The sequence below is a fragment of the Jeotgalibacillus proteolyticus genome, from assembly GCF_050107735.1.
GTDB classification, from domain to species: domain Bacteria; phylum Bacillota; class Bacilli; order Bacillales; family Jeotgalibacillaceae; genus Jeotgalibacillus; species Jeotgalibacillus proteolyticus_A.
Window position 1 is genome coordinate 137,051 of the sequence record NZ_JBNILO010000006.1, and the last position, 13,197, is coordinate 150,247.

11 protein-coding genes and 1 riboswitch are annotated in these 13,197 nt (G+C 43.8%); of the genes, 7 read left to right on the forward strand and 4 right to left on the reverse strand.

All coding sequences use genetic code 11. The features are described 5' to 3' along the window. Nucleotides 1-14: 14 nt before the first annotated feature. Nucleotides 15-932: a ketopantoate reductase family protein gene (locus ACQCT8_RS11095; protein WP_426871091.1), complete on the reverse strand. Its 918-nt coding sequence runs from the start codon at nt 930-932 to the stop codon at nt 15-17. A gap of 207 nt (nt 933-1,139) precedes the next feature. On the opposite strand from ACQCT8_RS11095, the gene ACQCT8_RS11100 reads away from it, so the two are divergent. Both ACQCT8_RS11100 and ACQCT8_RS11105 read left to right on the forward strand, forming a co-directional pair. Further along, a complete protein-coding gene (locus ACQCT8_RS11100) occupies nt 1,140-2,075 on the forward strand; it encodes a DUF1002 domain-containing protein (protein WP_426871093.1) in 936 nt (311 codons plus the stop codon). A 64-nt stretch (nt 2,076-2,139) separates the two neighbouring features. Beyond that, nucleotides 2,140-2,316 (forward strand): hypothetical protein, encoded by a 177-nt coding sequence (locus tag ACQCT8_RS11105; RefSeq protein WP_426871095.1) that lies wholly within the window; start codon nt 2,140-2,142, stop codon nt 2,314-2,316. Nucleotides 2,317-2,531: 215 nt separating this feature from the next. On the opposite strand, the gene ACQCT8_RS11110 is transcribed toward ACQCT8_RS11105, so the two are convergent. Beyond that, complete coding sequence (locus ACQCT8_RS11110) at nt 2,532-3,575, reverse strand: ribonucleotide-diphosphate reductase subunit beta (RefSeq protein WP_426871097.1); 1,044 nt, start codon at nt 3,573-3,575, stop codon at nt 2,532-2,534. A gap of 13 nt (nt 3,576-3,588) precedes the next feature. Then, a complete protein-coding gene (locus tag ACQCT8_RS11115; protein ID WP_426871099.1) occupies nt 3,589-5,856 on the reverse strand; it encodes a ribonucleoside-diphosphate reductase subunit alpha in 2,268 nt (755 codons plus the stop codon). A gap of 127 nt (nt 5,857-5,983) precedes the next feature. Beyond that, nucleotides 5,984-6,164: riboswitch (cobalamin riboswitch) on the reverse strand. Nucleotides 6,165-6,409: 245 nt separating this feature from the next. Between ACQCT8_RS11115 and ACQCT8_RS11120 the strand changes: the two genes are divergently transcribed. Together ACQCT8_RS11120 and ACQCT8_RS11125 are read left to right on the forward strand one after the other, a co-directional pair. Further along, nucleotides 6,410-6,775: an ArsR/SmtB family transcription factor gene (locus tag ACQCT8_RS11120; RefSeq protein ID WP_426871101.1), complete on the forward strand. Its 366-nt coding sequence runs from the start codon at nt 6,410-6,412 to the stop codon at nt 6,773-6,775. Between the two features lie 6 nt (nt 6,776-6,781). Beyond that, nucleotides 6,782-8,860 carry a heavy metal translocating P-type ATPase gene (locus tag ACQCT8_RS11125; RefSeq protein WP_426871103.1) on the forward strand — a complete coding sequence of 693 codons (2,079 nt, stop codon included), beginning with the start codon at nt 6,782-6,784 and terminating at the stop codon, nt 8,858-8,860. Nucleotides 8,861-8,964: 104 nt separating this feature from the next. Here ACQCT8_RS11125 and ACQCT8_RS11130 read toward each other — a convergent pair whose 3' ends face one another. Continuing rightward, the gene (locus tag ACQCT8_RS11130) at nt 8,965-9,156 is read right to left on the reverse strand and encodes a DUF6366 family protein (protein WP_426871105.1); all 192 of its coding nucleotides are present in this window, start codon (nt 9,154-9,156) and stop codon (nt 8,965-8,967) included. Nucleotides 9,157-9,488: 332 nt separating this feature from the next. Between ACQCT8_RS11130 and ACQCT8_RS11135 the strand changes: the two genes are divergently transcribed. From ACQCT8_RS11135 to ACQCT8_RS11145, 3 genes are read left to right on the forward strand one after another with little or no spacing between them, the layout of a single operon-like run. Further along, entirely contained in the window at nt 9,489-10,508 is a 1,020-nt protein-coding gene (locus tag ACQCT8_RS11135) for an ABC transporter ATP-binding protein (RefSeq protein WP_426871107.1), read from the forward strand. Continuing rightward, nucleotides 10,477-11,502: an ABC transporter ATP-binding protein gene (locus tag ACQCT8_RS11140; RefSeq protein ID WP_426871109.1), complete on the forward strand. Its 1,026-nt coding sequence runs from the start codon at nt 10,477-10,479 to the stop codon at nt 11,500-11,502. Before ACQCT8_RS11135 ends, ACQCT8_RS11140 begins: the two co-directional genes overlap by 32 nt. Beyond that, on the forward strand, nt 11,499-13,121 hold the full coding sequence (locus ACQCT8_RS11145) for an ABC transporter substrate-binding protein (protein ID WP_426871111.1): 1,623 nt from the start codon (nt 11,499-11,501) through the stop codon (nt 13,119-13,121). The genes ACQCT8_RS11140 and ACQCT8_RS11145 overlap by 4 nt, the downstream gene beginning before the upstream one ends. Nucleotides 13,122-13,197: the final 76 nt, after the last annotated feature.

The following is a 13,197-nucleotide window of genomic DNA, read 5'->3' on the forward strand; positions in this document are numbered from 1 at the left end:
TTTCATACAAATAGCTACTTAAGCTGTTCTTCATATAGCTTTACGTTTGTAAATACTGCCCTTAATAAAGGAACATTCAAATTCAGCTGGGCTGCCTTTTGAAGCAGATAGCCCTGCAGATGATCCACTTCTGTCACGCTTGTTTTCTCCATATCCCGCTGCATGGATGACTTCATGTTATATCCCATTTCAAGCATTTTCTTGAACTGCAGTTCAGGCAGGCCTTCCTTAACAGGGGCGTTCAATTTGACCATCACTGTATAAATTTCCTCAAGCAGAGTTTGAATGGTGTTAGTGCCTGATTCAAGTTCCCGAATTGGACCAATGGCAGAACGCATAAGAGTGGTAACACCTGACATAGCAGTAATAAAAGAATACTTATGCCACATATCCTGATTAATATTGCTGCTCATGGACATATTTGCTTTTGTACCGTTGAAAGCGTCCTCGAGCCGTGTGATTCGTTCGGTTTTTTCACCGCTGCGCTCTCCAAATTTCAAATCATGGATCGGACTCGTCTGCACAATCGCTCCATCCGAATTTAATGTGGTTTCGATAAAGCATAATCCGCCAATCACAGCCTCCTCACCAAACACCTGAACAAGCTTATCAATATGCTCGATGCCGTTTAAAAGAGGAAGAATCATGGTCTTTTCATCAGCATAAGGCTTAACATCTTCCATGACGCCCTCAAGTTGATAAGACTTTGTTGAAATGATAATCACATCAAATGGACCGCTTTTTTCTCCTGCAGTCAGCAAATGGGGTGTAATGCTTACATCTCCATGAGCACTTTCAACAAGTAAACCCGTTTTCATTAGTTGCTGCTTTCGTTTATTTCGAACTAAAAACGTGATGTCTTCTCCTTTTTCAGCCAGTCTTGCGCCAAAATATCCTCCGATTGCTCCTGCGCCTGCCATTAATAGTTTCATTGTGTCCCTCCATCAATTTAGTTTGTCCCTCCATCATATAGAAGATTGTTCTATTAATCTAAAAAATATGAATTTCCGATCAAATGGATAAATTAATGTGAATCAATTGAAACCTTTTTAACAAACAAACCGTCTTATACAAGGAGAACATAAATGTTCTGCTTAGACGCAAAATGAAAATAGCTTACTAGAAAAGGAGCACATACCATGTTAAAACGTTTGACTGGATTAAGTATTGCCTTGATCTTATCGCTGCAGATCGGCCTTGCCGGAGCATCTGCATCTGACGGAAACGGGGATGAAGGGATAAATGAAAAATTCGGATTGCCTATTCTGGTTCTGGGGGGAACCCTATCTGATACTCAAAAGGACGAAGTAAGGAAAATGCTCGGAGTGACGGATCCTGAAATGGTAGAAGAAGTGGTCGTAACGGGGGAAGATTTAGTTCGCTATATTGACGGAGAAGACCGCAGTGCCCAAATGTTTTCTTCAGCGAAGATTACACGGGAAGAAGAGGGCGAAGGACTTGTAATTGAACGGGTCAATCCCGAGAATATTACGCAGGTAACCGACACCATGTATGCCAATGCTCTTTTAACAGCAGGAATTGAAAATGCAACAGTAGAAGTTGCATCACCTGTCAAAGTAAGTGGACACTCCGCTTTAACAGGAATTTACAAAGCATATGAAGTGAGTGGAGAAGAGCTTGATACGGAACGTCTTGAAGTGGCTAATGATGAACTGAATCTGGCGACAGATCTTGCGAATGAAGAAGGAATTGAAGAAGAAAAAGTAAGTGAACTGCTGGCTGACATCAAACAGGCCATTGCCAACCAGAACCCTGCCACAAGGGAAGAGGTAGAGGCGATCGTTGAAGAACAGCTGGCCAATTTAAATATTAACTTAAGTGAAGAAGACCGTCAGCGATTAACAGATTTATTTGAACAAATGAGAAATCTGAACATTAATTTTGATAATGTTTCTGAACAGCTCGGCAAGCTTTCTGATACCATCCAGGAAAAACTTGGAGATGTTGTAAACGATGAAGGATTCTGGCAGGGCGTAAAGGATTTCTTTCAGGGAATGATAGATGCGATTTCCGGTATTTTTGGCGGCAGTGCGGAAGATGAATCTACAAATTAATAAGCTGCAGCAGAGGGAAGCATCTCTCTGCTGTTACCCTATTAGCTAAAGGAGAGGAAGGTCATTGAGTATAATTACAGGAGATGTTATTTTTCTAATCCTTATACTGATTTTCTTCGCGGGAACCATGTTCTTTTTTGTATCCTTTTTAAGGGAGTCAAGGAGAAGGAGAACGGAACATAATGATCAGCTTGACCGAATTGAAAAAATGCTGATGGATGAAAGACGAAACAAAAAATGAGCCTGAGACACATGTGTCTCAGGCTCATTGACTGGTTCACTCGCTTCAGGCGGACGCATTCGCAGGGACGGGGGCTGGCCGTGCCTTGTCAAGACTCAGCTTGCCATCATCCCCTGCAGGGAGTCGCGACCTTCCGCTTCGTTCACCTCAAACGAATGATATATACTTCCTCTATTATCTAACATTTTCAACTTATGTTCCATCATTCTTATCCTCTATAAATCATCAAATCCGTTCGCATCAGAGGTTTTGGTATATTGTCTGGATTTTTGTTCAAAGAAATCCGTTTTGCCTTGATCGACTTCCTGATAGGCAATGATCCAGCGCAGCGGGTTTTTCACGGGTGCATCCGGGAAGACGTCGCGGCCGTGTCCCAGCTGGTTGCAGCGCTTGTTTGCCATATACTGAATATATTGCTCAAGCTCAGACATGGTAATGCCGTCAAATTGATTTCCGATAACTTCCCTGCCCCATGCAATTTCGAGTTCTGCTCCTTTTCTAAACGTGCTGATAACGAATTCGTGGTGAGCATCTGTATTTATTTCAGGATGCTCATTCAGCAGTTCTTTGTAAATTTTTTCAAAGAGACCAACGTGAATCTGTTCGTCCCGGTTAATGTAGTTAATCATGGTTGAAGTGGAAACCATTTTTTGATTTCGGGCAAGATTGTAGAAAAAAGCGAAGCCCGAGTAAAAGAACAGTCCTTCTAAAATAACATCGTACACGATGGATTGTGCAAAATGACGGACGGTTGGTTCTTCAGCAAAAGCTTTATAGCCGTTGGTGACAAAGTCATTTCGTTCCTGCAGGGTTGGCTCTGTTCTCCAGTAATCAAATACTTCATTTTGCTGCTGCTGTGAAACCAGGCTCGACAAAACGTAGGAGTAGGAGTGATTGTGAATCACTTCCTGCTGCGCAAGCATAATCATCAGGGCATTCAAAGAAGAATCTGTCAGGTAATCAGCCACTTTTCCTGCATAATCCGATTGAATGCTGTCAAGAAGGGCAAGCAGTCCAATGATCTTTAAAAAGGCAGTTTGCTCTGCCTCAGTAAGTCCGGGGAACTGTTTAATGTCGTTTCCCATATTGATTTCAAAGGGTGTCCAAAAGTTAGAGAGCATCGTTTTATATTTAGGATAGGCCCATGAATAGCGGACGTCATCCCAGTTTAAAATGTTTGAACTTTTGCCGTTGATTAAGCCTGTTGAACGGTTTGGTGCATCCGAATCCGTTAACGTTCTTTTTTGTAGTACAGTCATACATTATTCCTCCTTAGCTTGAGCAGCTTTCACAGTCTTCGATTGAATCCGTATCTGAAGTAGAGCGGACATAATAGGTGGTCTTTAAGCCGGCGTTAAATGCGTGTAGATGCAGATCCAGCAGCTCTTTGGCTTTAATGTCATTTCGAACATATAAGTTAAAGGACACAGCCTGGTCAATATGGCGCTGTCGCTTCGCGTTCTGGCGAATGCTCCAGTGCTGGTCAATCAAATAAACAGATTGATAGTACCAGGTAGTATCCGGTCCGAGATCCGGTGCTGTTACAGGAATGCGGTAGTCTTTTTTCTCTTCGGAATACTGCTTTCTAAAAATAGGATCAATACTTGCTGTGGACCCTGCAATAATAGAGGTGGACGAATTAGGTGCCACAGCCATCATGTAAGCATTTCGGACGCCAGATTCTTTTATGCTATTTTTAAGGTTTGTCCAGCGTTCTCCTGTATAGGCCCGCTTATCAAAGTACTCACCTGTCTGCCAATCTGAGCCTTTAAAAACCGGATAAGCTCCTTTTTCCTTAGACAGCTCCATACTTGCTTTTACGGTTAAATAAGCGATGTGTTCATAAAGTTCCTCGCAGTATTTCACTGCTTCTTCACTTTCCCAGCGAATGCCTTTGCGTGCCAGAAGATGATGCCAGCCAAATGTGCCAAGTCCAATGCTCCGGTATTTGTGATTGGTCAGAAGAGCCTGAGGGACAGGCAGCGTGTTTTGGTCAATCACATTATCAAGCATGCGCACCTGGATTGGAATCAAACGCTCCAGTACGTCCCCTAATACTGCCCGCGCAAGTGAAACAGAGGATAAGTTGCATACGACAAAATCACCCGGTTTTTTTACGGTAATAATCGATCCGTCCCTTACAAACTCTTCTGTAACGGTTGTTGCGCTCATATTCTGCATGATTTCTGTACATAGATTACTGCAATAGATCATTCCTTCATGCGGGTTGGGATTCATGCGGTTAACCGTATCACGGTAGAACATATAAGGAGTGCCGGTCTCAAGCTGCGAGATCATAATGGATTTCATAATATCAATAGCGGGAACTGTGCGTCGTGAAAGAACAGGGTTTTCTGTACACTCTTTGTACCTCTCCCGGAAGCTCCCGGCTCCTTTTTGCTCATCCCAGTAGTCTTCAAGCGAAAAGCCCATCACACTTTTTACTTCATGTGGATCAAAAAGATGCCAGTCTTCCCGGCTTTCCACAGCCTCCATAAATAAATCCGGAATGCAGACGCCTGTAAATAAATCATGCGTACGCAATCGCTCATCTCCGTTATTCAGCCGTACATCCAGAAATGAAAAAATATCTTTGTGCCACACGTCAAGGTAAACCGCGACAGCTCCTTTTCGCTGCCCGAGCTGATCCACGCTGACTGCTGTGTTATTCAATTGCTTCATCCATGGAATGACTCCTGAAGAAGTTCCTTTAAACCCTTTTATATCACTTCCGCGGGATCGTATTTTTCCAAGATACACTCCCAGCCCGCCACCGTTTTTACTAAGTGTTGCCACATCAGTGTTGGAATCGTAGATGCTTCGCAGGTCGTCTTCAACCGTATCGATAAAGCAGCTTGAGAGCTGGCCATAGCTCTTACCTGCATTTGATAATGTAGGAGTGGCAACTGTCATGTACAAATTAGATAACGCCCAGTAGGCTTCTTTAATCAGGGCTAGCCGTTTTTCTTTCGGTTCGTCTTTCATGAGTGTCATGGCAATGATCATGAACCGTTCCTGTGGAAGCTCAACTACCTCTTTATTCCGTGACTTTGTTAGATACCTGTCCGACAGCGTGACGAGGCCGATGTATGTAAACAAAAGATCTTTAGACGGGTTGATAAAAGAACCTATTTCTTTAATTTCCTCCCGGCTGTATTCATTCAAGAGCTGATCAGAATAGAGTCCTTTGTCTGTTAATGAAGTAATCAGATCATTGAATGAGCCATACCGCTTTGAGGATTCATACCCTCTTGATTTCGCAGCCTGATCATATAAGCGGTCTAAATAAAGGCGGGCTGCCACATAGGTCCAGTCGGGCTCTTCAATAGAAATTTGGTCAAGAGCAGCAAGGATCATCAGTCCCGTTGCCTGATGAAGAGAATAATCAGGCTTGCTTTCAAGCTGCTGTCTGATTTTCGCTGCAGCGTGGTCAGGGTCAAGTGAAGAAAATTCCTTCACTGTACTGTTGAAATACTCGACAAGCTCCCCAGTCTGCCAATTGTGTAAATCGTGATAATTTGTCGCTTCAATCGTTGTCATTATGCATCCTCCGTCCATTTTGAACATAAAAAAATCCACTCTTGGGAGCGGAGGCAGGATGTGAATATAAAAGGGCAGTTCACCCTGTCATAGTTCCTCATCCTACCTTCTCAGCTCCCGAAGAAGATAGCACGTTACTGAATAGACAGGTCTCCTGACTCATGCTTCAAACAGTAGCTGATCCTTCCCATGATAAAGTCACAGTGGATTATCAGACACTTTCAGCACTTACAGTTGCGGGGACAGTTCAGGTTTTTCACCTGATTCCCTTTTAAGCCGAAATAGGCATCTATTCATATGGAATGTACTATATATTGTGTTTAATTTAGATAACATTACTAAATATAGTGATTAGTATAAATCATTTACATGTGTCTGACAATCCATAACCCCCGAATAATGTGGGGAAATAATCGCTTAATCGACAAAATCCTTCGCTCTGTAAGGGAAATAATACAAAAATAAAATGAACAATATAATTGACCAATTTAGTAGAGAAGCATAAACTATAAGTAAACAATCAAACGAATGTTTGAATGAAGTGGGTGAAGATATGAATAGGATAAATAAAACTGTTGAAGATTCGTGCGAAGTATTCGTCTATGATGAAGAGAAAATAGAAACTATTAAACCGAGAGTAGGAGAAGTGGAAGGTGTTGAGCTTCTTTTCAAGGCGCTTTCAGATGCAACACGCTTAAAAATTGCGTATGCGCTGACATTAGAAGAGGAGCTTTGCGTTTGTGATGTAGCTGCGATCATCGGCTCCACCACCGCTACAGCCTCACATCATCTGAGGCTTCTGCGTAATATGGGATTAGCGAAGTACCGCAAAAAAGGAAAAATGGTGTTTTATTCGCTTGAAGATGAGCATGTTCACCAGCTTGTTTCAATAGCATTGATTCATTCACAGGAGGGGTGAGACGTTATGCGGCAGCATTATCGGCTGGAAGGATTAAGCTGTGCAAATTGCGCTGCGAAATTCGAAAAAAATATTCGTGAGCTGCCTTCCGTACAGGATGTTCAGCTTAATTTTGGCGCTTCAAAGCTTATGGTGGAAGGCGAAGCAAGTGTTATGGAGCTTGAACAAGCCGGCGCTTTTGATGGCATAAAAGTAAGGCATGAACATGAAAAGGCAGCACCGCCTGCTCCTTTTTGGAAAAACAAAGAAGTGCAATCGATGATTTTTTCACTGCCTTTTTTACTTAGCGGCTGGTTTGTTTTGCTTTTAAGCGGTGAAGAAAGCATCGGGGCTGTTCTATTATTTGCCCTGTCGATTGTAATTGGAGGCTGGCGCTTGCTGCTCACCGGGCTGACAAACCTGTTTAAGTTAGAATTTGACATGAAAACCCTCATGACCATTGCGATTATAGGCGCAGCAGTAATCGGGGAATGGGGAGAAGGAGCCGTTGTGGTTTTCCTGTTTGCTGTCAGTGAAGTGCTTGAACGATTTTCGATGGATAAAGCAAGAAATTCCATTCGATCCCTGATGGATATTGCCCCGCAGCAGGCAGCAGTTTTGAGGGATGGAGAAGAACGATTAGTTCCGGTGGAAGAAGTAGAAATCGGGGAGGTTATTGTAATTCGGCCCGGTCAGAAAATCCCGCTGGACGGTGTGGTTGATAATGGCTCTTCTTTTGTCAATCAATCAGCGATTACTGGTGAATCAGTGGCGGTGAAAAAAGAAGAGGGAGATGAAGTATTTGCCGGCACACTCAACGAAGAAGGGGCACTAAGGGTTCGGATTACAAAATGGGCAGAAGACACGACGCTTGCGAAAATTATTCATTTAGTTGAAGAGGCGCAGGCTGAAAAAGCTCCTTCCCAGGCTTTTGTGGACCGTTTCGCAAAATATTATACACCAGCCATTATGATGATTGCTTTGCTTGTGGCTGTTGTGCCGCCATTAGCAGCCAACGGACTTTGGGACGAATGGATCTACAGAGGACTTGCTGTTCTGGTGGTCGGCTGTCCTTGCGCACTTGTCATATCCACTCCTGTAGCGATCGTCACGGCAATTGGTCATGCAGCCAAAAGAGGAGTATTAATCAAGGGCGGAGTTCACCTGGAAACGGCCGGTAAAATCACAGCTGTTGCATTTGATAAGACCGGAACCCTTACAAAAGGAACTCCGGAGGTTAGGGATGTCCGGACATTTTCTTCAATGGATTCCTCTGAGCTTCTATCGTATGCAGGAGCAATCGAACGCTACTCCCAGCATCCTCTTGGAAGGGCCATTGTTCAAGCAGCAAAAGATCATCCTTTAGCAGAGGCAGATCAGTTTGAGTCCATTACCGGTAAAGGCGTTCAGGGCGTAATCGACGGAAAAGTTTATTGGATCAGCCGCGCAGATGACAAGACTAATCTGACAGAAGAAATGAAAGATACCGTAGATGAATTTAGAAAAAGTGGTTCTACCGTCATGCTGATGGGGCAGGGTGAACAAGTTCTTGGCATCATCGCTGCTTCGGATACGATTCGGGAGGAAAGCAGGTCGATTGTTCAAAAACTTTACCAGGCAGGCATTAAGAAAACGGTGATGCTGACTGGAGACCACGCACTTTCCGCTTCTTCTATAGGAAAAGAAATCGGTATCCAGCAAATTGAAGCGGAGCTCATGCCCGAGCATAAGCTTGAAATTATAAAAAGAATTCAGCGAAATGATGGTAAAGTAGCGATGGTGGGGGACGGGATTAATGATGCACCTGCTCTTGCCATGGCAGACGTAGGCATCGCAATGGGAGGCGCAGGAACGGATGCAGCGCTTGAGACAGCTGATATTGCGCTGATGGCAGACGATCTTCACCAGCTGCCTGAAACGATCAGTTTAAGCAGAAAGACGCTGAAAATTATTAAGCAGAATATTGCCTTTGCTTTAGGCTTGAAAGTGCTTGCACTTCTTCTGATTATTCCGGGATGGCTGACACTGTGGATGGCCATTTTTGCAGATATGGGAGCAACACTGATTGTGGTGCTTAATTCGCTGCGGTTAATGAAAGTAAAATAATGTGTAAGGCAGGGATGGAGATAAACAATATCCATCCCTGCTTTTTTGCGTCTAAAAAATTTATTTGCCATGCAGATGCTTAGCTGCCGGGACGATGGCGAGGCTTAAAAAAAGACAGCTGCTGCAATGATCCCCGCGAGAATTAAAAGGATGAGCACACCAGTGCCTTTCCAGCCTAAACTGCCAACCAAATCTGCAAGTCCGGAGCCATGTATGCTGCCAGATGGGTTTCTCTTTAATTCCTCCTGTCTCATTCGTTCTCTTCTTCTCTCCGGTGTTTCTTGATCATTCTCCAACGTTATCACCTCAGTTCTGTTAGTTCGTTTAAGGTTAATAAATGCTATTTTAACAGTTTCAAGAATAGTTTAGAAGGACTGTTCATACTTTAGGTGCGGGATAAAGCCCTGGAGAGAGGTCATGACAGTGGTTCTCATTCGGAATGACCAACGGCAGAAAAATATTATTGATTTTTAGAAATAATTTAAACTATCCGGTGTTGCTACGTCTTTTAGATGGGCAATTAAAAATATTAGGTTGCTATTGAAATAATTTTATGACATCGTATAATTAAGATTATAAAAATTCTGAAAATAAAGTATATTAAAAAAATATTCCGAGGAGGAGTGGGATGAAGAAGGAACCTGTACTTCAAGTTGAAGACCTCCATGTTTCGTTTTTTACGGACGAGGGAGAAATACCGGCAGTGGACGGTATAGATTTTTATGTAAGGGAGGGAGAAGTGCTCGGAATTGTCGGTGAATCCGGCTGCGGGAAAAGCGTGACTTCGCTATCTGTCATGGGCCTGATTCCAAAACCGCCCGGCAAAATTACCGGGGGCCAAATTAAACTTAACGGGGAAGAACTGACCACGGCCTCAGAAAAAAGAATGAGGAATATTCGCGGCAGTGAAGTGGCGATGATTTTTCAGGAGCCGATGACCTCATTAAATCCGCTGTTCACCATAGGAAATCAATTAATGGATGCAACCTTAATACATAAAAAAGGCAATAAAAAACAAGCAAAACAAAGAGCGGTAGACATGTTAAAGCTTGTCGGACTGCCAAGAGCGGAAGAGCTGATGAATGATTATCCGCACCAGCTGTCAGGCGGAATGAGGCAGCGGGTAATGATCGCAATGGCACTTGTTTGTGAGCCGAAGCTTTTAATTGCGGATGAACCGACAACAGCTCTTGATGTAACGATTCAGGCGCAGATTTTGAAGCTGATGAAAAACATTAATGAGGAGCTTAATACTGCAATTATGCTGATCACCCACGACCTCGGGGTAGTAGCGGAAACATGTGAACGCGTTGTGGTTATGTATGCAGGAAAAATTGTGGAGAACGGGCTGGCAGTGGATATCTTTAAAAATCCGCAGCATCCCTACACAAAAGGACTGATACAGTCGGTACCTGATATGCGCTTTAAAAAGCAGCGTCTTTATTCCATCCCCGGCAATGTTCCAAGACCGGGTTCCATTAAAAAAGGATGCCGTTTTGCTGCGAGATGTGATTTTGCCTTTGAGCGATGCACACAGGAGGACCCTCCGCTCTATGACACAGGTGAGGGACGCTCTACAAGATGCTTCTTATACGACAGCAAGGAGGCCAAGAGGGATGACAACCAGAGAACCACTGTTACAAGTTGAGAATTTAAAAAAGCATTTCCCTGTAAGAGGCGGAATGCTCGGAAGAACAGTCGGAATGGTTAAAGCGGTGGAGGATGTTTCTTTTACGGTACATAAGGGCGAAACATTAGGCATTGTGGGAGAGTCAGGCTGCGGCAAATCCACTACCGGCCGTATGCTGCTGAGACTGATTGAGCCGACAGAAGGCAAAGTGTTTTTTGAAGGAAAAGAAGTCACCAGCCTGTCAAATAATGAGCTGAGAAAAATGAGAAGGGAGATGCAGATGGTTTTTCAGGATCCATTTGCATCACTCAATCCGAGACATACAGTAGAAAAAATACTAGAAGAACCATTAAAAGTACATGGGATCGGCACCCCCGCAGAAAGAAAGAAGCGGGTAAGAGAACTGTTGGAAACAGTGGGATTAAGCAGTTACCATGCAAAGCGTTATCCTCACCAGTTTAGTGGAGGGCAGCGGCAGCGGATCGGCATCGCAAGGGCTCTGATGACAAGACCAAAATTAATCATTGCGGACGAGCCTGTATCAGCACTCGACGTTTCCATCCAATCACAGGTGCTGAATCTGATGCAGGATCTTCAAAAGGATTTTGGACTAACGTACATTGTCATCGCTCATGATTTGGGGGTAGTGCGGCATATCAGCGACCGGGTAGGTGTTATGTATTTAGGGAAAATGGCAGAAATCACGTCCAGTGAAAAACTGTACGACAATCCGCTGCATCCTTACACACAGGCGCTGTTGTCTGCTGTTCCAATACCCGATCCGCTTTATGAAAAGAAATCCGTTGTGTTAGAGGGAGATATACCGAGCCCGTCTAATCCGCCTTCAGGCTGCACCTTTCACACAAGATGTCCATTTAAAATGGATATTTGTGAAAAGCTTGTACCGCAGCTGCTGGAACATGAAGAAGGACATTACGTTGCTTGTCACCTTTATTCAAAGGAGAAACAGACAACGAGTCAAAATAAAGAGATGGTTGGAGGGGTAGTATGAATAAGAAAACGTGGTTATTGTTTTTTGTGCTTTTACTAACAGTTTCAACAGCTTTGTTTGGTTGCGCCAGTGATGAAGGAGAAGACACCGGCGGAGAATCAGGCAATGATTCAGGAGAAAGCAGCAGTCAGGACACACTTATTTTTGGCCGCGGAGGTGACTCAGTCGGTCTGGATCCGATCACGGTGACAGACGGCGAGTCGTTTAAAGTAACAAAAAATGTGTTTGAAACCCTGATCGAATTTGGCCGTGAGGATACGGAAATTAACCCGGGTCTGGCAGCTGAATGGGATGTTTCAGAAGATGGACTGACCTATACTTTTACACTTCAGGAAGGCGTGACTTTCCATGATGGTGAAGCCTTTAACGCGGATGCCGTTGTTTATAACTTTGAACGATGGGCGTCAGGTACAGAAGACAAGTTTTACTACTACAAATCAATGTTTGGCGGCTTTGGTGACGACGAAGGCCATGTTATTGAATCCGTCACAGCTGCAGATGACATGACGGTTGAAATTAAGCTTAAACGTCCGCAGGCGCCATTCCTGAAAAATCTTGCGATGAGTCCGTTTGGGATCGCAAGCCCTAAAGCGTTAGATGAAATGGGAGACGAGGGTTTTAATGAAAGCCCTGTTGGTACCGGACCATTTAAGTTTGTGGAATGGAGACGAAACGACAGAATCGTTCTTGAGAAAAACGAAGACTACTGGCAGGAAGGTTTGCCTAAATTAAACGAAATTATTTTCCGTTCCATACCTGAAAACTCAGCACGTTTGAATGCACTGCAAAGCAATGAAATCGATCTTGCAGACGGTGTGAATCCAAGTGATGCCGCCATGATCGAGGAAAATGCAGATCTTCAATTGTTTGAACGCCCTTCTATGAATGTCGGATACCTTGGTTTAACGACTACACGTGAACCGTTTGATGATCCAAAAGTACGTCAGGCAATGAATCATGCAATTGACCGACAAGCAATTGTCGATGCGTTTTTTGAAGGCCGCGCAGAGGTAGCGAAAAATGCAATGCCGCCTGTTATCGCTGGATATAATGATGACATTGAAGGCTATGAATATGATCCTGAAAAAGCTAAGCAGCTGCTTGAAGAAGCTGGATTGGGAGACGGTTTTGAAATGGATTTATGGGCAATGCCGGTACCGCGCCCTTATATGCCGGATGGACAAAAAGTGGCTGAGGCCATTCAAAATAATCTGGCAGATGTAGGAATCACGGCTGAAATCGTGAACTACGAATGGGCAACGTATCTTGAAAAAGCACGTATGGGTGAAGCAGACGCGTTCCTATTAGGCTGGACAGGCGATAATGGAGACGCAGATAATTTCCTTTATGTATTACTTGATCAGGACAATATCGGAAGCAATAACTACACGTATTATGAAAATCAGGAGCTGCATGATCTGTTAATTGAAGCGCAGTCTGAAGTAGACGAAGAAGCACGTAATCAACTGTATATGGATGCGCAGGAAATTATCCATGAAGATGCACCATGGGTTCCGCTTGCACACTCTACGCCTCTAATGGCTGGAAGCTCGACATTAAAAGATTTTGTTGCTCATCCGACAGGATCAGATAATTTAATGGATGTCTATTTTGAATAAATCAGTGTGACTCTGGGGGAAGGTGGACATTCGCCTTCCCTTTTTACATGAAAATCGAACAGCAGATTATGAAACA